Source organism: Stenotrophomonas ginsengisoli, from assembly GCF_001431485.1.
Taxonomy (GTDB): Bacteria; Pseudomonadota; Gammaproteobacteria; order Xanthomonadales; family Xanthomonadaceae; genus Stenotrophomonas; species Stenotrophomonas ginsengisoli.
This window is the reverse complement of record NZ_LDJM01000007.1, coordinates 92,071-110,364: the sequence shown is the minus strand read 5'-3', so window position 1 is coordinate 110,364 and position 18,294 is coordinate 92,071. Positions and strand designations below refer to the sequence as shown.

22 protein-coding genes are annotated in these 18,294 nt (G+C 67.4%); all 22 read right to left on the bottom strand.

Going from position 1 to position 18,294, the window contains the following annotated elements; translation table 11 throughout:
* Window positions 1-54 precede the first annotated feature (54 nt).
* Complete coding sequence (gene fliR / locus ABB30_RS02590) at window positions 55-846, bottom strand: flagellar biosynthetic protein FliR (protein ID WP_057636746.1); 792 nt, start codon at window positions 844-846, stop codon at window positions 55-57.
* A gap of 5 nt (window positions 847-851) precedes the next feature.
* Window positions 852-1,121 (bottom strand): flagellar biosynthetic protein FliQ, encoded by a 270-nt coding sequence (locus tag ABB30_RS02585; protein WP_057636745.1) that lies wholly within the window; start codon window positions 1,119-1,121, stop codon window positions 852-854.
* Window positions 1,122-1,135: 14 nt separating this feature from the next.
* A complete protein-coding gene (fliP, locus tag ABB30_RS02580) occupies window positions 1,136-1,882 on the bottom strand; it encodes a flagellar type III secretion system pore protein FliP (RefSeq protein WP_425477368.1) in 747 nt (248 codons plus the stop codon).
* A 16-nt stretch (window positions 1,883-1,898) separates the two neighbouring features.
* Window positions 1,899-2,309, bottom strand: a complete 411-nt coding sequence (fliO, locus tag ABB30_RS02575) for a flagellar biosynthetic protein FliO (protein ID WP_057636743.1) — start codon at window positions 2,307-2,309, stop codon at window positions 1,899-1,901.
* Window positions 2,306-2,644 carry a flagellar motor switch protein FliN gene (fliN, locus tag ABB30_RS02570; protein ID WP_057636742.1) on the bottom strand — a complete coding sequence of 113 codons (339 nt, stop codon included), beginning with the start codon at window positions 2,642-2,644 and terminating at the stop codon, window positions 2,306-2,308. The genes fliO and fliN overlap by 4 nt, the downstream gene beginning before the upstream one ends.
* Entirely contained in the window at window positions 2,641-3,663 is a 1,023-nt protein-coding gene (fliM, locus tag ABB30_RS02565; protein ID WP_057636741.1) for a flagellar motor switch protein FliM, read from the bottom strand. Before fliM ends, fliN begins: the two co-directional genes overlap by 4 nt.
* Window positions 3,664-3,673: 10 nt before the next feature.
* On the bottom strand, window positions 3,674-4,183 hold the full coding sequence (locus ABB30_RS02560) for a flagellar basal body-associated FliL family protein (RefSeq protein WP_057636740.1): 510 nt from the start codon (window positions 4,181-4,183) through the stop codon (window positions 3,674-3,676).
* Window positions 4,184-4,266: 83 nt separating this feature from the next.
* A complete protein-coding gene (locus ABB30_RS02555) occupies window positions 4,267-5,403 on the bottom strand; it encodes a flagellar hook-length control protein FliK (RefSeq protein ID WP_057636739.1) in 1,137 nt (378 codons plus the stop codon).
* The gene (gene fliJ / locus ABB30_RS02550) at window positions 5,400-5,849 is read right to left on the bottom strand and encodes a flagellar export protein FliJ (protein ID WP_057636738.1); all 450 of its coding nucleotides are present in this window, start codon (window positions 5,847-5,849) and stop codon (window positions 5,400-5,402) included. Before fliJ ends, ABB30_RS02555 begins: the two co-directional genes overlap by 4 nt.
* Entirely contained in the window at window positions 5,846-7,228 is a 1,383-nt protein-coding gene (fliI, locus tag ABB30_RS02545; protein ID WP_057636737.1) for a flagellar protein export ATPase FliI, read from the bottom strand. The genes fliJ and fliI overlap by 4 nt, the downstream gene beginning before the upstream one ends.
* Window positions 7,225-7,926 carry a FliH/SctL family protein gene (locus ABB30_RS02540; RefSeq protein ID WP_057636736.1) on the bottom strand — a complete coding sequence of 234 codons (702 nt, stop codon included), beginning with the start codon at window positions 7,924-7,926 and terminating at the stop codon, window positions 7,225-7,227. The genes fliI and ABB30_RS02540 overlap by 4 nt, the downstream gene beginning before the upstream one ends.
* On the bottom strand, window positions 7,923-8,909 hold the full coding sequence (fliG, locus tag ABB30_RS02535) for a flagellar motor switch protein FliG (RefSeq protein WP_057636805.1): 987 nt from the start codon (window positions 8,907-8,909) through the stop codon (window positions 7,923-7,925). The genes ABB30_RS02540 and fliG overlap by 4 nt, the downstream gene beginning before the upstream one ends.
* Before the next feature lie 16 nt (window positions 8,910-8,925).
* On the bottom strand, window positions 8,926-10,587 hold the full coding sequence (gene fliF / locus ABB30_RS02530; RefSeq protein ID WP_057636735.1) for a flagellar basal-body MS-ring/collar protein FliF: 1,662 nt from the start codon (window positions 10,585-10,587) through the stop codon (window positions 8,926-8,928).
* A 13-nt stretch (window positions 10,588-10,600) separates the two neighbouring features.
* Window positions 10,601-10,963 carry a flagellar hook-basal body complex protein FliE gene (gene fliE, locus ABB30_RS02525; RefSeq protein ID WP_057636734.1) on the bottom strand — a complete coding sequence of 121 codons (363 nt, stop codon included), beginning with the start codon at window positions 10,961-10,963 and terminating at the stop codon, window positions 10,601-10,603.
* A 210-nt stretch (window positions 10,964-11,173) separates the two neighbouring features.
* On the bottom strand, window positions 11,174-12,673 hold the full coding sequence (locus ABB30_RS02520) for a sigma-54 dependent transcriptional regulator (protein ID WP_057636733.1): 1,500 nt from the start codon (window positions 12,671-12,673) through the stop codon (window positions 11,174-11,176).
* Window positions 12,666-13,052, bottom strand: a complete 387-nt coding sequence (locus ABB30_RS02515) for a response regulator (protein WP_057636732.1) — start codon at window positions 13,050-13,052, stop codon at window positions 12,666-12,668. The genes ABB30_RS02520 and ABB30_RS02515 overlap by 8 nt, the downstream gene beginning before the upstream one ends.
* A gap of 13 nt (window positions 13,053-13,065) precedes the next feature.
* Window positions 13,066-14,469: an RNA polymerase factor sigma-54 gene (gene rpoN / locus ABB30_RS02510; protein WP_057636731.1), complete on the bottom strand. Its 1,404-nt coding sequence runs from the start codon at window positions 14,467-14,469 to the stop codon at window positions 13,066-13,068.
* 254 nt (window positions 14,470-14,723) lie between these two features.
* On the bottom strand, window positions 14,724-15,356 hold the full coding sequence (locus tag ABB30_RS02505) for a response regulator (RefSeq protein ID WP_057636804.1): 633 nt from the start codon (window positions 15,354-15,356) through the stop codon (window positions 14,724-14,726).
* A gap of 66 nt (window positions 15,357-15,422) precedes the next feature.
* On the bottom strand, window positions 15,423-15,971 hold the full coding sequence (locus ABB30_RS02500; RefSeq protein WP_057636730.1) for a PilZ domain-containing protein: 549 nt from the start codon (window positions 15,969-15,971) through the stop codon (window positions 15,423-15,425).
* Entirely contained in the window at window positions 15,971-16,285 is a 315-nt protein-coding gene (locus ABB30_RS02495; protein ID WP_152980509.1) for a hypothetical protein, read from the bottom strand. The genes ABB30_RS02500 and ABB30_RS02495 overlap by 1 nt, the downstream gene beginning before the upstream one ends.
* Complete coding sequence (fliS, locus tag ABB30_RS02490) at window positions 16,278-16,679, bottom strand: flagellar export chaperone FliS (RefSeq protein ID WP_057636728.1); 402 nt, start codon at window positions 16,677-16,679, stop codon at window positions 16,278-16,280. The genes ABB30_RS02495 and fliS overlap by 8 nt, the downstream gene beginning before the upstream one ends.
* A gap of 69 nt (window positions 16,680-16,748) precedes the next feature.
* Window positions 16,749-18,098, bottom strand: coding sequence for a flagellar filament capping protein FliD (gene fliD, locus ABB30_RS02485; protein ID WP_057636727.1), 1,350 nt, complete (start codon window positions 18,096-18,098; stop codon window positions 16,749-16,751).
* Between the last annotated feature and the right edge of the window lie 196 nt (window positions 18,099-18,294).

Below are 18,294 nucleotides of genomic sequence, written 5' to 3'. Positions count from 1 at the left end.
AGGGCAGAGTGCAGAGAATGGCGTGAAATTTGTGTTCAGATAAGCGGAATACGGTCACAAAGTGAGGCTGCGTGCCGCATCAAAGGCGTGATCGAACAACTGCTGCACCGGCGGGGCCATCTGAGCGGAGAGCACGGTCAGCAACAGCAGGCCCAGCAGCAGGGCCACCGGCAGGCCGAGCTGGATCGGATTGAGGGCCGGGGCGGCCCGGGCCAGCGCACCGAACACCAGGTTGATGGCCAGCATCGCCACCACCAGCGGCAGGGCCAGCGACAACCCGCCGCGGAACACCTGCAGCATCAGGGTCGGCAACACGGCGATGAAGGCCGATGGATCGGGCAGGGCGGTGCCGATGGGCAGGGCGCGGTAGCTGTCCACCAACAGGGCGATCATGGCCAGGTGGCCGTTGCTGGTGAAAAACAGCAGGCCGAACAGCAGGTAGAACCACTGCCCGACCACGCCGGAGGTGCCGCCGCGCAGCGGGTCGGTCATCTGCGCAAAGGACAGGCCGGTACCCAGGGCGATCAACTCGCCAGCCAGGGCGCCGGCCTCGAAGATCAGGCGCAGGCACAGGCCGATGGCCACGCCGATGGCCACCTCGCGGAAGATCGACAGCACCGTGTTGGCATCAAAGCCCTGCCACACCGGCACCGGCGGCAGCATCGGGGCCAGCGCCATGGCCAGGGCCAGGCTGGCCATGACCTTGACCCGGGCCGGCAGGGCGGCACTGCCGAGCATGGGCATGGCCGTGACCACGGCGCCGATGCGCAGCATCGTCCACAGCACGGTGGCGATGATGGCAAAGGCCTGTTGGCCATCAATGGCCATGCGGGTGACCGAATCCATCTGTGCTAACCGATCAGGTGCGGAATGCGCTGGTACAACAGGATGGTGAATTCCACGATGTGGCCCAGCAGCAGGTTGCCCAGCGCAAACAGGGCCACGGTCAACGCGGCGGCCTTGGCGATGAAGGCAATGGTGGGCTCGTTGAGCTGGGTGGCGGCCTGGATGATGCCCACCAGCACACCCACCACCAGCACCACCAGCAGCAGCGGGCCGGCGATCCAGAGCACGGCGACCAGGCCGCCGCGCAGTTCAGTCAAGGCAAGTTCCGGACTCATGGCGGTTCTCCGGATCAGGCCGCGTTGAAGCTGGCGGCCAGGGTGCCCACCACCAGGACCCAGCCGTCCACCAGCACGAACAGCAGGATCTTGAACGGGGCCGAGACCAGCATCGGGGAGAGCATCATCATGCCCATGGACATCAGCACCGAGGCCACCACCAGGTCGATGATCACAAACGGGATGAAGATCAGAAAGCCGATCTCGAAGGCGGTCTTCAGCTCGGAGGTGATGAACGAGGCGGTCAGCACCGGGAACGGAATGTCGGCGGTGCTGGCATAGGTGCCGTGGCCGGCAATGCCGGCGAAGGTCATCAGGTCGGTTTCGCGGATCTGGGCCAGCATGAAGGCGCGGATCGGATCGGTGGTCAGGGTCCAGGCGGTCTGGAAATCAATCTCGCCATTGAGGTAGGGCGCCATGCCGCTGCCCCAGGCCTTGTCCCAGACCGGCAGCATCACCATCGCGGTCAGGAACAGGGCCAGACCGAGCAGGACCTGGTTGGACGGGGTGTTGCCGGTGCCCATGGCCTGGCGCAGCAGGCCCAGCACGATGATGATGCGGGTGAAGGCGGTGAGCATCAGCAGCATCGACGGCAGCAGGGTGATGGCCGTCATCAGCAGCAGGGTCTGCAGCGGCAGGCTCACCGGCGCGCCACCGACGCGGCCCACGGTCACATCCGGCAGGGCCGGCAGGGTCGGCCCGGCCGGGGTGGCGGCCAGGGCCAGGCCGGGCAGCAGCAACAGCAGCAGCATGCCGGCCATGGCCAGCAGGCGGCGGTCAACGCGAGGCATCAGGTGCATCGGTCTTGTCCTTGCGCAGGTGCCGGGTCAGCAACTGGGCGAAAGCGGGGAGAGGGGGCGTGCCCGGGGCCAGGCCGGCGGCCGGTTCGGGCAGGGGTTCGGTCAGGGTGTGCAGGGTCTGGATGCCCTGGGCGGTGACGCCCAGCAGCAGTTGCTGCTGGCCGACCTGGACCACCACCAGGCGCTCGCGCTGGCCCACGGCCAGCGAGGTCAGCACGCGCAGCTGGTCGTTGCTGCGCAGGCCGCTGCCGGGCAGGCGCTTGAGCAGCCAGGCCAGGCCGACGATCAGGGCCAGCACCGCCACCAGGGCCAGCACGGTCCCGCCCAGGCCGGGCGATTGGGCCGCGTGCTGGCCGATGGCCGGGGAGCTGGCAGCGGCGAGGATCAACGCAGTCTCCGGATCCGCTCGCGCGGGCTGACCACATCGGTCAGGCGCACGCCGAAGCGGTCGTTGATGGTCACCACCTCGCCATGGGCGATCAGGGTGCCGTTGACGTAGACATCCAGAGATTCACCGGCGCCGCGTTCCAGTTCCACCACCGAGCCCTGGTTGAGCTGGAGCAGGTTGCGGATCGGCAGGCGCGCGCGGCCCACTTCCAGGGACAGGGTCACCGGCACATCGAGGATGACGTCCAGGTCCAGTTCGTTGGTCGGGTCGTTGTCTGCGGTCAGCTCGTTGAACTGGGTCGGTTCGACCTGCGGGGTTTCGAGGGTCTGGGTCATTTCTGGTCTTCCTGGAGAACGGGGGGGCGGGCGCGGGCGATGCTGCCGGGCGGACGGTTGGCGAGGATCTTGACGGCGTTGCGTTCGTTGCTGGTGCCGAACTGGCCGGTGAACACCGGGATGCCTTCCACACACAGCGGGATCTGGCTGGGCAGGTCGATGGGCAGGATGTCGCCGACCTTCAGCCGGGCCAGCTCACGCAGGTTCATGCGCTTGCTGGCCAGCACGCTGGACAGCTCGACCTCGGCGCTGTTGAGCTGTTCGCGGACCATGCTCGACCAGCTGCCGTCATCGTCGTTGCGGTCGGACTGGATGCCGGCATCGAGCAGTTCACGGATCGGCTCGAGCATGGCGTAGGGCAGGGTCACATGGATGTCGCCACCACCGCCGTCCAGTTCGATGTGGAAGCGCGAGACCACCACGTATTCGCGCGGGCTGACGATGTTGGCGAAGTGCGGGTTGATTTCCGAGTTGATGTAGTCGAAGTCGACATTCATCACCGGGCCCCAGGCTTCCTTGAGATCGGCAAACAGCTGCTTGAGCATCAGCTGGATCACGCGCATCTCGGTGGCGGTGAACTCGCGGCCTTCGATGCGGGTCGGGTAACGGCCGTCGCCACCGAAGAAGTTGTCGACCACGGCAAACACCAGGGTCGGCTCGAACACCACCAGGCCGGTACCGCGCAGCGGCTTGAAGCGGATCAGGTTGAGATTGGTCGGCACGTACAGCGAGTGCAGGTAGTCGCCGAACTTGACCAGCTCGATGCCGCGCACCGACAGCTCGGCCGAACGCCGGATCAGGTTGAACAGGCCGATGCGCCAGAGCCGGGCAAAGCGCTCGTTGACCATCTCCAGGGTCGGCATGCGGCCACGGATGATGCGGTCCTGGCTGGCAAAGTCATACGGCTTGACCTGGTCAGGGTCCTCCGGCGCGGAAGGGGTGGTATCCACCGCCCCGTCATCCACGCCGTGCAGCAGGGCGTCGATCTCATCCTGGCTGAGCAGGTCATTGATGCTCATGTCAGTGCGCTCACTGGGTCACGAAGCTGGTGAACAGCAGGGCCTCGGCGCTGTTGCTGCCGGTTTCGCTCTTCAGCAGCTCCTGCACTTCGCCCAGGGCGTCGTTCTGCAGGGTCTGCATGCCGCTGCGGTCATTGACCAGGGCCGGATCGATCTGGGCGAAGAACATCAGCAGGCGCGCACGGATGGCCGGCAGGTTGGCGCGGATCTTTTCCAGTGCCAGCGGGTCGCGGGTCATCAGCTGGACCTCGACCTGCAGGTAGCGCGGGCCGTCATAGCTGACCGGCAGGTTGACCACGAAGGCCGGATCCAGGGCCACGTACAGCGCCGGGGCCGGCAGCTGCGGTGACTGCTGGGCGGCGGGAGTGGCGTGCTGCTGGGTGTAGTACCAGACCCCGGCGCCGGCGGCACCGGCGGCAATCAGGCCGACCAGCAGGATCGGCAGCAGGGAGTTGCGGCGCTTGCCGGTGGCAGCGGGGGCATCGTTGGTCTTGCGGTTGGTGTCTGCGGCGGTGGCCACGGTGTGCTCCTGGGAACGTCCATGTCCACTGATGCAATCACCGTGCCGGAACCGGCTGCCGGTTTTTTGTCGCCGCCGTTGGCTCAGGCATAGGTGTCGAGCAGGCGGTTGTGGCGCCACACCTGCGGTGCTGCCGCAGCCGGCGACGGTTCTGTGTCAGTGGCGCCGTGGCCCATGGCGGTGGCCGGCCTCTGGCCGTCACGGCCGTCAGTGCCCGGCCCGTTGCTGCCCTGGCCGACCGCCGCCTGGCCCATCTGCAGGCCATTGGCATCAAGCAGTTCGCGCAGGCGCGGCAGGCTGTCGTGCAGGGCCTGGCGCACATCGGCATGGGCACTGCTGAAGTTGGCATGCACGCGGTCACCGTCCAGGCGCAGTTCGACCTCGATCATGCCCAGCTGTTGGGGGCTGATGCGGATGCGGGCGGACTGCAGCTTGTGCTCGACCATGTACTCGACGCCCTGGGCCACATCGGCATCGAAATGCTCGCCGCCCATGTCGGCGCGGGTGGGCAGCACGCTGGCCTGGGTGTCATTGGCCGGCAAGGGGTTGGCCACCGCGCTGGCGCTCAGCCCGGCCAGGGCGACCACGCCGCTGCTGTCCAGCGCCGGGCTGGCGGAGGTGGTGGTGCCTGCCAGGCTGCCGATGGCCTGGGCGAGCGCCTCGTCGGCTCCGTTGCCGGCTGGCGTCTGGGCGCTGGCCGGCAGGCCTTCGGCCAGATCCGGATGGCTGCTGCTGGCTGCCTGGGCCAGTGCCGGCATGGTCGTGGGTGCGGTGCGGGTATTGGCCAGGGTGGCGGCCAGTGTCGTGTCCTTGACGCTGCCCATAGCAGCCGGGTTGCTGGCTGCGGGGGGCTGGCTGGCCGGCGGTGCCGGCATGGTCGTGGCGGCCGCCAGGCAGGCGGCAGTAGTGGCCGGCGTTGCAGCTGTCGTGGTGGGGGCGAGCAGGGTTTCCAGGCCCGGTGGCGGCCACGGCGCATCGGCCGGGGTCTGGCTGGCCTCGTCCTGCAGATCCTGCGCATCCGCATCGGCCGCGATGCTGCCATCGTCGGCCGGCAGGGGCTGATCACTGCCGGCCGGGCTGCTGCTGTCCAGCAGCTGCGAGAACCGGGCCGGGTCCTGCTGGCCGGCCTGGGCGCTGCTGGTACCGCTCTGGCCCTGCGCGGGCGTGGACGGTGCGGCCGGGGCGGTGAACAGGACGGGCGTCAGGGCGGCTGTGCTCATGTCGGGCTTTCCGGTGTATTGGGGCGGTTGCGGCTGATACGCGCACCCAGGTCATCGAGCACGCGTTGGTCGCGGCGATCGGCCTGGTGCTGTTCCTGGGCCTGGTAGCGCTGCTGCAGCTGTTCCAGGACCTTGCGCTCGCGGCTGGCGGCGAGCAGGCGCTTGCGCTCGGCATCCACGTGCAGTTGGTTGCGCTCCACCGTCTGTGCCTGCAGCTTGACCGCCGTGTCCAGGCGGTCCAGGAAGGCACGGCGGTTGAGCAGCTGCGAGACCGAGGTGGCCGGCAGCGGGTTGTTGAGGTAGTCGTCGGCGTACTGGCGCAGGTCCTCCAGGCGCTGGGCATGGGTGTCCAGCGCCTTCTGCCGTTCGGCCAGCTGGCGCGCCACCGCGTCCTGCTTGTCCTGGGCGCGGCGCAGCAGCGGCACCATGCGGCGGGTGCTGCTCATCGGCCGATCGCTCCGACCAGCTCGGCCAGGGCCTGGCCGCTGGCTTCCAGGCTGGCGGCCTGGTGCACATCCTGGGACAGGAATTCGGTGATCTGCGGCCACAGGGCCAGGGCCTGGTCGGTGGCCGGGTCACCGCCGCGCTGGTAGGCGCCGATGGCGATCAGGTCACGGTTGGCCGAGTAGGCGGCCACCAATTGCTTGAGCTGGCGGATGCGGCCGCGCCAGGCGTCATCGGCAATGTCCTGGACCACACGGCTGACCGAGGATTCCACGTCGATGGCCGGGTACAGGCCCGAATCGGCGACCTTGCGCGAGAGCAGGATGTGGCCGTCCAGGATGGCCCGCGCGGCATCGGCAATCGGGTCCTGCGGGTCATCGCCTTCGGTCAGCACGGTATAGAAAGCGGTGATCGAGCCGCGTCCCTTGGCCCCGTTGCCGGCGCGTTCGACCAGGGCGGGCAGCTTGGCAAACACACTGGGCGGATAGCCACGGGTGGTCGGCGGCTCGCCCACCGACAGGCCGATCTCGCGCTGGGCCTGGGCAAAGCGGGTCAGCGAATCCATCAGCAGCAGCACGTTCAGGCCCTGGTCGCGGAACCATTCGGCCACCGCGGTGGCCCGGTAGGCGCCGTGCAGGCGGGCCAGCGGCGGACGGTCGGCCGGGGCGGCAATCACCACCGCACGGCGCAGGCCTTCCTCGCCCAGGGTGGATTCGACGAAATCGCGCACTTCGCGGCCACGTTCGCCGATCAGGCCGACCACGATGACATCGGCATTGGTGAAACGGGTCATCATCCCCAGCAGGGTGGACTTGCCCACGCCGGAGCCGGCGAACAGGCCCACACGCTGGCCACGGCCGATCGGCAGCAGGGCATTGATGGTGCGCACGCCCACATCCAGCGGCTGGGTGATCGGCTCGCGGGCCAGCGGGTTGATCGACACCCCGGCCATCGGCGCGCTGCCTTCATGCACGATCGGGCCCTTGCCATCCAGGGGCACGCCGTCGCTGTCGATGACCCGGCCCAGCAGGCCTTCGCCGACCTCGATGCCGCCACCGGCACCGGCCGGCACCACCCGGGCATTGGGCAGCAGGCCATGCAGTTCGGCGCTGGGCATCAGGTAGGTGCGCTCGCCGGCAAAGCCGACCACTTCGGCATCGATCCAGCCGCCATCGGCCACTTCGATGCGGCAGTTCGAACCCATCGGGGCCTGGCAGCCGGAGGCTTCCAGGGTCAGGCCGATGGCCCGGCGCAGCACGCCCTCGCGGACCAGGCCGGCATCGGCCTGCGGGCGTTGGTACAAACCATCCAGCCGGTGGGCCAGACGCAGGTTGCGGGCCGCGCGCCAGTGCGCCGGATCGATGACGGTGTCTTTGTTCATGGCCGTGTGCTGCCTTGCCCGATGGTCTGCAGGGCGGCCTGCAGGCGGGCGCCCAGGCTGCCGTCGATGCGCACTGCCTCGGCATGCACGCGCAGGTCGCCGCGGCCCAGTGCCGGGTCCGGGCTCAGGCTGCAGTCGGCCGGCAGGCTGAGCAGGGGAGTGAGGCTGGCGATGTCTTCCGGGTGCAGGCGCACCTGCAGCGGCCGCTGGTGCGCGGCAACGCTGGCCACAGCCTGTTCCACCAGCTGCGCCAGCAGGGCCGGGTCGGCCTGGTAGGCACGGCCGACCAAAGCCCCGGCAATGCGCACGGCCAGATCGCCCAGGGCCTGCACCACCTCGTCCTCGAGCCGGGCCAGGGGCCGGCTGAAGTTGTCCAGGATGCCCTCGATCTGTGCGCTGAGGCGGCGGATCTCGGCCTGGCCACTGGCCAGACCCTCGGCATGGCCTTCTTCGCGTCCCTGGGCCAGGCCTTCGGCATGACCGGTCTGCAGGCCATGGGCATGGCCCTCGTCGTGGGCCTGCTGTTCGATCAGGGCGATCTGTTCCAGCGTCGGCAGGCCGGGCCCGACGGGTGTGTCGGTGCCGATCTCCTCGCTGTAGCCGTCCTGGTCCAGGGCCTGCATCTCGTCGAGCAGGGTCTGGTCGACCTCGGCCAGGTTCAGGTCAGGGGCTACCCAGCGCTGTATCTGTGCGCTCACAGCATGTCCTCACCGGCGCCACCCAGGCTGATGGTGCCTTCGTCGGCCATGCGCTTGACGATGGCCAGGATCTCGCGCTGGGCGGTTTCCACATCCGACAGGCGCACCGGGCCACGCGCTTCCATGTCCTCGAGCAGGATTTCGGCCGCACGCGAGGACATGTTGCGGGTGATCTTTTCCTTGACCTTGTTGTCGGCCCCGCGCAGGGCCAGGCCCAGACGCTCGCCGGAGACCTCGCGCAACACCAGCTGCATCTCGCGGTCGTCCAGGTCCACCAGGTCGTCGAACACGAACATCAGGTCCTGGATACGGGTACCCAGCGGATTGTCGATGTCGCCGATCTGCTTGAGGATCACCTGGTCCTGGCCGCCATCCATGTAGTTGAGGATGTTGGCCGCGCTCTGCACGCCGCCGACATTGGAGGACTTCAGGTTCTGGTTGCCGGCGAACTGGCGCTCCATGATCTCGTTGAGCTCGTTGAGCGCATTGGGCGGAATGCCGTCCAGGGTGGCGATGCGCAGGACCACGTCCACGCGGGTGCGCTCGGGCAGCAGCTTCAGGGCCTGGGCGGCCTGGTCCGGCTCCAGGTGGCTCATCACGATGGCGATGATCTGCGGATGCTCGTTGCGCACCAGATCGGCCACCGCACGCGGGTCCATCCACTTCAGTGCGTCCAGGCCGGTGGTGTTGCGGCCCAGCAGGATGCGGTCGACCAGGTTGCCGGCCTTGTCCTTGCCCAGGGCCTGCTCGAGCATGTTCTTGATGTACTCGTCCGAGCCCACGCCCAGCGAGGTGGTGTTGCCCAGTTCGGCGCTGAACTGGTCAATGACCATCTGCACCTTCTCGCGGCTGACATCGGTCATGGTGGCCATGGTGATGCCGATCTTCTGCACCTCCTTGGGCTCCATGTGCTTGAGCACTTCGGCAGCGTCGGATTCGCCCAGCGACAGCAGCAGCACAGCCGCGCGCTGGACGCCGGTCATCGCGGTTTCAGTCATTTCAGTCATTGGCCACCCAGCCCTTCACAACCTGTGCCACGCGCTTGGAATCGGCGCGGACGGCTTCGCGCGCCATGCGCAGTCGTTCTTCGTAGTTGTCCACCGGTGCGGCGAGCACGGCCGTCGGCGACAGTTGCACCTGGTCGTTGGCCAGTGCCGGCAGCGGCTGGCCGTTGATGTCCACCAGTTCCACGTCGGCACTGGGCGGCACATCGGCGGCCGGCTCGGCCTTCTTGCCGGCGCCGGTGATCTGGCGCAGGGTCGGGCGCAGCACGCCGAACACCAGGGCCAGCACGATCAGGGCGCCAAGGATCAGGCGCAGCGCGTTCTGCGCCATCGGCTGCTCCCACACCGGTGCAGCGGCGACCGGGGTGGTCTCGCGCACGAACGGGGCATTCATCACCGAGACGCTGTCACCGCGTTCGGCATTGAAGCCGACCGCCTGCTTGACCAGGGCCTCGACCCGGGCCAGCTCGGCATCGGACAGCGGCTGCGGCACGAGCTTGCCTTCGGCATTGGCGCGCGGGACGTGGTCCACCAGCACCGCGGTGGTGACCCGGGCAATGCGGCCACCGCTCTGGCGGGTGTGCTGCAGGGTGCGGTCCAGCTCGTAGTTGCGGGTGGCGTTGCGGGTGGACTGGGTGTTGCCGGCGGTGGCGGCCACCGCTTCCGGGCCCGGCGGCATGTTGCTGGCCGCACCGGGCACGCCCTGCGGGCCGGGCTCACTGTTGCTGGTTTCGTTGATCTGCTCGCTGCGTACCTTCTGCGGCTCGCCGTTGTAGACCTCACGGGCCTCCTCGACGGTGGCAAAATCCATTTCCACGGCCACTTCCGGCTGCACCCGGCCCACGCCGGTCATCGGCTCGAGCAGGTCGCGGATGCGCTGGTTGAACGAGGTTTCCTGGCGCCGCACCTGCTCGAACTGCTGGGCGTTGAGCTCATCGGCGGTGTTGCCGTTGTTGCCCGACAGCAGACGGCCGTTCTGGTCGACCACGGTGACCCGGTCCGGGGCCAGGTCGGGAATGGAGGAGGCGACCATGTGCACGATCGCATCGACCTGGTTGCGCTCCAGGGTCGAGCCGCCACGCAGGGTCAGCACCACCGAGGCGCTGGACAGCTCGCGCTGGCGGGTGAAGGCGCTGGGCTTGGGGATGGCCAGGTGCACGCGTGCATCCTGCACCGGGCGCAGGGTGGTGATGGTGCGTACCAGCTCGGTTTCAAGGGCGTGCTGGTAGCGGGCATTTTCCACAAACTGGCTGACGCCGAAGCCCGGGTCGCGCTCGATCAGCTCGAAGCCCAGGCGGCCGTTGTCGGTGGCACCGGCGCCGGCCAGCTTCAGGCGGGCATCGTGCAGGCGGTCCGGGGCCACGGTGATCGCACCGGTGGCCGGGTCCAGCTTGAACGGGATCTGCGCGGCCCGCAGCAGGTCGGTGGCCTCGGCGGTGGCCTTGGCATCGGTGCCGGTGTACAGGGCCACCATTTCCTGTTCCTGGGACCAGAAGAACACGGCCAGGCCCACCGCCACCGAGGCGGCGATCATGGTCATCATCCCGAGCTTGCGGGTGATCTGCATGCCCTGGACCTTCTCGAACAGCGCCGCCGCCTTCTCGGTGCGGTCCGGCTTGTCGTGGGGCAGGGGTTCGTTGGGGAGCGCGATTGCCATCGTCCGGTCTTCCTTACAGCGGCATGTTCATCACGTCCTGGTAGGCCTGGACGAGACGGTTGCGGATTTCCACAGTGGCCTTGAAGGCAATCTGCGAATGCTGGGCAGCGACCATGACCTTGGCCAGGTCGGCACTGGGGTCGCCCATTTCAAAAGCGCGTGCCAGCTGGCCGGATTCGTGCTGGGACTGGTTCACCGCGCCCAAGGCGCCGCGCAGGGTCTCGGTGAAGCTGGGCTGCTGCGGTGCCGGCTCGCTCAGCCCGGCGGTCAGCGCCGGGGAAACCGGGGCATCGGCGGTGGCATCCACCGACAGGTTGCTGACCTGGGTCTGGTAGCTGCGGATCTGGCTGAGAACGGAGTTGACGGAGTAGGACATCGGGCGATTTCCGGGCGCGGGAACGTATGTCGGTACTCATGCAAAAGGTGTGCCTGAATGCGGTGACGGCTTTCTGCCATGGTCCCTGCGCGCCGTGCTGTGCGGGCACTGGCCCGCCGCACCGTGGATGCGCGCCGCTGCTTGGCGCCGGTGCAAGAAAAAGGCCACCGCATGCGGTGGCCTTGGTCGGTGACAGGCGATGGACAGGCGTCAGCCGGCCATTTCGGCCTGCTCGCGGTCGATGCCGTACTTGCGCAGCTTCTCCACCAGGGTGGTGCGACGCAGGCCGAGCAGCGCGGCGGCATGGGCGACCACCCCCTGGGTGCGTTCCAGTGCCTCGCTGATCAGCTTCAGCTCGATGCGTGCCATGTGGTCCTTCAGGTCCAGGCCGTCATCGGGCAGGGCGTTGTCGGCGCTGGCCGGTTCTTCCTCGCTGCTGACCGCGGCGGCCACCGGCACCTTCTCGGCCACGGCCGGCAAGGCCGAAGGCAGGTTGTGGATGGCCAGGCGCAGCTCGTTGCGTTCCTCCGCTTCGCCCACCGGCATGATCGGGTAGTCACCGCGGTAACGCGCCGGCAGGTCCTGCACCCGGACCAGGCCGCCGGGATGGAGCACGGCCAGGCGCTCGACCAGGTTGGTCAGTTCGCGCACGTTGCCCGGCCAGCGGTAACCGGCCAGGGCCTGCTGGGCCTCGCTGGAAAAACGCACTTCGCCGCGACCGGTACGCGCCAGCTGGCTGGCGATGGTGTCCACCAGTGCCGGAATGTCGGCGCTGCGCTCGCGCAGGGCCGGCACGTCGATCGGGAACACGTTCAGACGGTAGAACAGGTCCTCGCGGAACTTGCCTTCGGCGATGCGCGTTTCCAGGTCGCGGTGGGTGGCGGCAATCACCCGCACGTTGCAACGGATGGTCTGGTTGCCGCCGACGCGTTCGAAGCTGCGCTCCTGCAGCACGCGCAGCAGCTTGACCTGCATCGGCAGGGACATGTCGCCGATTTCATCCAGCAGCAGGGTGCCGCCTTCGGCCATCTCAAAGCGGCCCTTGCGTGCGTTCAGTGCGCCGGTGAAGGCGCCCTTCTCATGGCCGAACAGTTCGCTTTCCAGCAGCTCGGCCGGGATGGCGCCACAGTTGATGGCCACGAACGGACCGTCACGGCGTGGCGAGTTGGCGTGGATGGCACGGCTGACCACCTCCTTGCCGGTACCCGATTCGCCCAGCACCAGTACGGTGGTGTCGAAATTGGCGACCTGCTCGATCAAGCGGCGCAGTTCGGACACCGCCGGGCTGCTGCCGGTCGGGCCACTGTCACTGGGCGCGCTGACCTGGTGCTCGGCATCCAGGCGCTTGAGCGAGGCGCGGCGCAGCAGGCCTTCCAGCTGGGCGTGGCGCAGCGGCCATTCCAGCGGCCACAGGTTGGCCTCGTGAATGCCGGCCTCCTCGGCCTGGGCGGTGATGGCTGGGTCCAGCACCATCAACGGCGGCGGCAGCGCGCTGCGTCCGAGCCAGCTGAAGAACTGGCCGCTGGCCGCATCGGCGGCCACTTCGCCGACAACCACCGCCATCCAGTCGTTGGGGCGGTTGCGGCCCAGGTCCAGGTCGGCCGGTTCGGCCACCCAGCGCGGGTTGAAATCCATGAACTGGAGCAGGGCGATGGTGCGTTCAGCGCGGACAGCATCGCTGTCCAGCACCAGGATGCGTGACTCACTCATGGGTGGTTTCCCCCTGCAGATGACGCTCCAGGATCGGCATCACATCCTGGATGTAGGACAGTTTGCTGACAAAGCCGTCGGCACCGGCACGCTGGGCATGCTCGCGGTGTTCGGCATCATCGAAGTGGCTGGCGATGACGATGTAGGGTGCATCGTCCTGGGTCTTGATCAGGCGGGTGGCCTGCAGGCCGCCCATCTCCGGCATGGCCAGGTCCATCAGCACCACCTGCGGGCGCAGGGCCTCGGAGCGCTCGATGGCTTCCAGGCCGTTGGCCGCAGTGCCCACCACGTCCAGCCAGGTGAAACGGCGGAAATGACGCAGGGCGGCGTTGATGAAGCCCTCATGGTCATCCACCAGCAGCACGGTGACTTTGCTCATCGTTGTCATCTCCTCAGCTGGCCCGGGCCAGCGATGCGGTTTGGTTGCGGCGGCGCTCGCGGGCCGGGGCGATATCCAGTTGTTCGCGGTACTTGGCCACGGTGCGGCGTGCCACCTGGATGCCCTGGCGCGACAGCAGCCCGGCGATGGCTTCATCGGCCAGGGGCCTGCCGGCCGGCTCGTTGTCAATCAAGCGTCGGACCATGGCCTTGACCGCGGCGCCGGACACGCTTGCCCCTTCCAGTTTGACAGCAAAGAAGCGTTTGAGCTCGAAAGTGCCACGCGGGGTCTGCAGGTATTTGCCGGTGGTGATGCGCGAAATGGTCGATTCGTGCATGCCGATGGCCTCGGCCACCTGCTTCAGGGTCAGTGGGGCCATGGCTTCCTCGCCGCGGCTGAGGAAGCCGGCCTGGTGGGCAACGATGACCTGGGTGGTGCGCAGCAGGGTGTCGTTGCGGATGCTCAGGCCACGGGTCAGCCAGCGGGCCTGGTTGAGCTGTTCGCGCATGGCCGGGGACAGCTCGTCAGCGCAGCTGGCCAGGGCCTGTTCGTAATGGGCCGGCACGCCCACGCGCTGGGTGCTGCGCCGGTTCAGTGCCACCCGCCAGCTGGCGTCGGCAAACCAGCACACCACGTCCGGCACGATGGCCGGATCGGCGTCCTCCAGCAGCGACTGGGCCGGGTAGGCATCAAGCTGGCGCAGCAGGGCGCGTGCCTCGGCCACATCGGCCGGCTCGCGCTGCAGGGCCTGGGCCAGCACATCGGTGCAACCGGTCAGCAAGACTTCCCGATCCAGCTGCAGCAACTGCCGGGCCAGCGGCCGCGCCGCAACCGTGCCGGGCAGGGCATCGAGCTGGGCCCGCAATGCCTCGCGTGCATCTACCGCGCACATGCCGGCCGGCTCGCCGTGCAGCAGGCGCTGGCGGATCCATTCCATCTGCCCGGCATCGCAGCCCAGTTCGCTGGCCGCCAGGGCCTGCAGTGCCGGCAGGCTGTCATCCAGATAGCCGGCCTCATCGATGTGCTGCAGCCAGAACGCGGCAATGGCCAGGTCCTGGCCCTTGAGCTCCAGCGACAGGCCCTGCAGCAGCTGCCAGCCCGGATCGGAGGACGCACCGGCGGCGATGTTGGCCATGCGGTCGGTGTCACCCTCGCTCCAGCTGGCGGCCGGGATGTCCCACATCTGTGATTCGGGCAGCTCGTCAAAGGCGGCCGTGTCCAGCTGTGGATCCTCGCTGACCTGGCGCTGTTCCGGCTCACTGTCCTCGATGCGTTCAAGCAGGGGATTGCTCTCCAGCGCCTGGGCCACTTCCAGTTCCAGTTCCAGCCCGGTCAGCTGCAGCAGCCGGATGGACTGCAGCAGGGCGGGAGTGAGATGGAGCTGTTGTCCAAGTTGTGCCGAGAGTGAAGCTTTCATGCCGATCCCCTGATCTGCGCCAGCGCCAAAGGGTCGGCGCGATGGCAGGCATGATCGGCCTGTGCCGCCATGAAAATAATCGGGAGGTACCTGACCGTATGCGGGCAGGGCCTGACAGAGTGTCAGGAATACCCTTACATTCACTGCCTGTTGACATGGAAGTGATTGTTTGCCGTAGACAATTGCGTCAGGAGTCCGGCGTTTGCCTGCACATCGGGGGGCAAGGCAAGCGCGGCATGGCGAATTTGTGACGCTTACTGCAGTTTTTCGCCCAGACGTACGGCCAGCACCAGCAGGTCATTGGCGCGACGGCAGCCCAGCGCTTCCATCATGCGTGCGCGGTGGGTCTCCACCGTCTTGACGCTGATTTCCAGGTCCGCTGCAATTTCCTTGTTGCTCAGGCCCTGGCCGATCAGGCGCAGGATCTGGCGTTGGCGCGGCGGCAGGGCGGCCACACCGCTGGGCTTGTCGCGGCTGAGCAGGTTGCCCATCAACTTGCCGGAAATCTGCGGGCTGAGGAACAACTGGCCGTTGTACGCGGCGCGCAGGGCCAGTTCCAGTTCCATCGGTGCGGCATCCTTGACGATGAAGCCGCTGGCGCCACGATCCAGGGCATCACGCACGTGATCGGCGTCATCGTGCATGGACATCATCACCACGGTGGACTTGTTGCCCAGCGCCTTGATCATGTCCAGGGCATCCAGGCCGCTGCGTCCGGGCAGGGACAGATCCATCAGCACCAGATCGGGCAGGGTCTGTTTGTACTGCTGCAGTGCCTCGTCGGCCGAGCTGGCCTCGGCGACCACGTCCACACCGGCAAATCCCTGCAGCAGGCGGGTCAGTCCAGCGCGTACAAGCGTATGGTCGTCAACGATAAGGACGCGCACGGACACATCGTGAAGAAGGGAAGCCTGCACCATACCGAAGCCGGTGCAGGGCGGCAATCGCAAGCGTCAGCGCTGGCGACGGTGGTGGGCCACCTGGCGGCGGTGCAGACGGAACACATGCCGTTCCAGTGCGGTCTGCAGCCCGTCGCCGAGGGCGTCAAAGGCCAGCCACAGGCGGGTGGCACCATCGATGCGTTGGCTGGCCAGCAGCACCACCGGCAGGCTGATCGGATCGGGCAGCCAGTCGGCGGCCTGCAGGGTGATCGAGGTGGGCTGGGCGAGGGGAGTGGCGTCATCGGGCCAGTCAACGCGCAGGCCGCGGGCCGACCAGCGCACCGGCATCTGGCGCAGGGCCGGGCGCTGCTGGGCGACCAGGCTGGCGCACAGGGCCAGGACCAGGTCCAGTTTGGCTTCCAGACGGTGCAGGGCCGGGTTGCCCTCGCCACGCTCCTCGCCTTCGTCGCTGCGGCTGTCCTCGACCAGGGCAATGGCGCGCAGGCGCAGCTCGCTGCCGGTCAAGGCCACGCTGGCGGCGGCATCGAGCATCAACGGCAACGGCAGATCGTTGTACAGGGTGTCATCAAACAGCTGCTGCTCGGCGATGCTCGGGTCCATTACAGCTCCTGTGCGTGTTGGTAGGCCGATGCGGCGTTGCGGGCCTGGCGCTGGCCGCGCAGGTGGGCGGCGGCACGGTCGCGCCGCTGCAGCATCTCCCGGCTCAGGCTGTGCTGCAGGGCCAGCAGCTCGCGCAGGCTGTCCATGTCGGCGTGGGCGCCGCGCTGGTCGATGTATTGGCGCAGGTGGCGGTCGTGGCTGTGCATGATCTGCTGGGCCAGGGTGTTGTCATCGGCCTGCAGGGCATCGTGCAGGGCGGCCAGGTCGGCATGCAGCAGGGAGGCATCGCAGTGGTCGGCGTACATCTCAGCCATTCCTCGCATTGGCGGCGATGGCACTCCAGCCGGCCTCGATCTGGGTCAGCAGGTCCAGGGCTTCCTGCAGGGCGGCACGGTCATTGTGCAGGTTGCCTTCGGTCAGCTTGAGCAGGATGTAGTCATACAGTGCCGACAGGTTCTGGGCGATCTCGCCACCGCGCTCGTGTTCCAGGGTCGCGGCCAGGTGGCTGACGATGTCGCAGGTGCGGCTGATCGCCTTGCCCTTGGCGGCCTGGTCGCCACGCTCCAGGTGGGCCATGGCCAGACGCAAGCGGCTGCAGGCACCTTCCAGCAGCAGCTGGACCAACTTGTGCGGGTCAGCCTCCAGGATGGAACTGGTGGCGCCGACCTTGCGGTATTGCTCGGCAAACTGACGGCTGGACGCGTACATGGATGCATTTACTCCTGGCTGCCCGCCCCGCTGGGGACGGGTCAAAAGTGGCCGAATGCGGCCGACGGATTATTTCTTGGAGGAAGACGAGGACAGGTTGGCCAGCTGGGTGGTCAGGTAGTTGGAGGTGTTCTGCATCTGCGCCACCAGGGTGTCCATGGCGGTGAACTGCTTGGTGTAGCGCTCGTAGTTCTTCTCCATGCGCACATCCAGGTCATCCAGATCCTTTTCCAGCTTGCTGATCTGCTTGTTCAAGGAGTTGGTGCGCTGGACCAGCACACCGGTGCCCGTGTCCAGGTTGGACTTGAGCAGGCTGTCCAGGCTGGAGGCGATGCTGCCGTCCTTGCCCAGCACCCGGGCGGCCATGGCGGGCTGTTCGGCCATGCCCTTTTCGAAGCTGGAAGCATCAAAGCTGAGCGTGCCGTCCTTGCCCACGCTCACGCCCAGCGCCTTCAGGTCACTGACGTTGTTGTTGCCCATGATGCTGCGCAGCTGGTTCTGCAGGCCGCGCACCATCGAGTCACCGGTCAGGGCCGACGCGGTCTTGGTATCGGCGTTGTAGCTGCTGGCCGACTTCAGCGCGTTGAGGGTGGCGTTGTAGACGCTGACGAAGGCCTGCATGCTGGTCTTGGCGCCGCTGTTGTCGGCGGCGATGGACAGGTTGCCGGTGGTGCCGACGGTGGTCTTGGTCAGGGTGATGGTGGCGCCTTCGACCAGATCGGTGAAGGTGTTGCTGGTGTTGGTGCGCAACTGGCCATCGATACGCACCTGGGCGTCGCTGGCGGCGATGTTTTCGGTCATCCCGCCGGTACTGCCGTCCCAGCTCAGTTCAGCCAACCGGCCATTGCCGCTGCTGCTCAGGGTGACCGCACCGTTGCTGCCGGTGCCCACGGCATTGAGGACCAGGTGCTGGCCGGTATCGGAGGTGATGACCGAGGCGGTCACGCCCTTGCCGCCGGCGACACGGTTGATTTCACGCGCCAGCGAGGACAGGGTCATGTCGGCCGCAACGGTAACTTCCAGGTGGCTGTCGCCAAAGCTCAGCTGCAGGCTGCCGCTGCCCACCAGCTCGTCGCTGGCAAAAGCGGAGGAGGTCAGTTTGTTGCCCTTGGCCAGGCTGATGACCTCGATGTCGTAACTGCCGGCAGCCGCACTGCTGGTGGTACTGGCAGTGAAACCGGCATCACTGGCCACCGTGGGCTTGAATGCAGGCGTGGTCAGGGCAGTGCTCAGGCCGGACAGGCTGGACTGCAGGTTGCTCATCGCACTCTTGATCGTGCCCAGCGCGGACAGTTGCGCGGTGGCTGCCTTGCCCTGGGTATTGATGCGGTTTTCCGCTGGCGTACGGTCAGCAGTGACCAGCTGGGACACCAGGGTAGGAATGTCCAGGCCCGAACCAACGGCATAAAGAGACGACATGACAACTCCCAGGTCAGGGGATGAATCCAGGTTACAGCCTCACTATCGGCCGGATTGGCGACGGCTTTAGTGCGGCGGCGTGATCCCCGGGTGAGGCAAGAAGCATGCCAGCGCAAGTGACAAACCCCTGACAGCAAAAAGGCCCCGCAATGCGGGGCCTTTCCAGCGTGCTGCCCATCACCACAACGGCCGTGAC

Coding starts and splice junctions, on each gene's coding strand:
- fliR (WP_057636746.1), bottom strand. CDS start 846: ATGGATTCGGTCACCCGCATGGCCATTGATGGCCAACAGGCCTTTGCC.
- ABB30_RS02585 (WP_057636745.1), bottom strand. CDS start 1,121: ATGAGTCCGGAACTTGCCTTGACTGAACTGCGCGGCGGCCTGGTCGCC.
- fliP (WP_425477368.1), bottom strand. CDS start 1,882: ATGGCCGGCATGCTGCTGCTGTTGCTGCTGCCCGGCCTGGCCCTGGCC.
- fliN (WP_057636742.1), bottom strand. CDS start 2,644: ATGACCCAGACCCTCGAAACCCCGCAGGTCGAACCGACCCAGTTCAAC.
- fliM (WP_057636741.1), bottom strand. CDS start 3,663: ATGAGCATCAATGACCTGCTCAGCCAGGATGAGATCGACGCCCTGCTG.
- ABB30_RS02555 (WP_057636739.1), bottom strand. CDS start 5,403: ATGAGCACAGCCGCCCTGACGCCCGTCCTGTTCACCGCCCCGGCCGCA.
- fliJ (WP_057636738.1), bottom strand. CDS start 5,849: ATGAGCAGCACCCGCCGCATGGTGCCGCTGCTGCGCCGCGCCCAGGAC.
- fliI (WP_057636737.1), bottom strand. CDS start 7,228: ATGAACAAAGACACCGTCATCGATCCGGCGCACTGGCGCGCGGCCCGC.
- fliG (WP_057636805.1), bottom strand. CDS start 8,909: ATGACCGGCGTCCAGCGCGCGGCTGTGCTGCTGCTGTCGCTGGGCGAA.
- fliF (WP_057636735.1), bottom strand. CDS start 10,587: ATGGCAATCGCGCTCCCCAACGAACCCCTGCCCCACGACAAGCCGGAC.
- fliE (WP_057636734.1), bottom strand. CDS start 10,963: ATGTCCTACTCCGTCAACTCCGTTCTCAGCCAGATCCGCAGCTACCAG.
- ABB30_RS02520 (WP_057636733.1), bottom strand. CDS start 12,673: ATGAGTGAGTCACGCATCCTGGTGCTGGACAGCGATGCTGTCCGCGCT.
- ABB30_RS02515 (WP_057636732.1), bottom strand. CDS start 13,052: ATGAGCAAAGTCACCGTGCTGCTGGTGGATGACCATGAGGGCTTCATC.
- rpoN (WP_057636731.1), bottom strand. CDS start 14,469: ATGAAAGCTTCACTCTCGGCACAACTTGGACAACAGCTCCATCTCACT.
- ABB30_RS02500 (WP_057636730.1), bottom strand. CDS start 15,971: ATGGACCCGAGCATCGCCGAGCAGCAGCTGTTTGATGACACCCTGTAC.
- ABB30_RS02495 (WP_152980509.1), bottom strand. CDS start 16,285: ATGGCTGAGATGTACGCCGACCACTGCGATGCCTCCCTGCTGCATGCC.
- fliS (WP_057636728.1), bottom strand. CDS start 16,679: ATGTACGCGTCCAGCCGTCAGTTTGCCGAGCAATACCGCAAGGTCGGC.
- fliD (WP_057636727.1), bottom strand. CDS start 18,098: ATGTCGTCTCTTTATGCCGTTGGTTCGGGCCTGGACATTCCTACCCTG.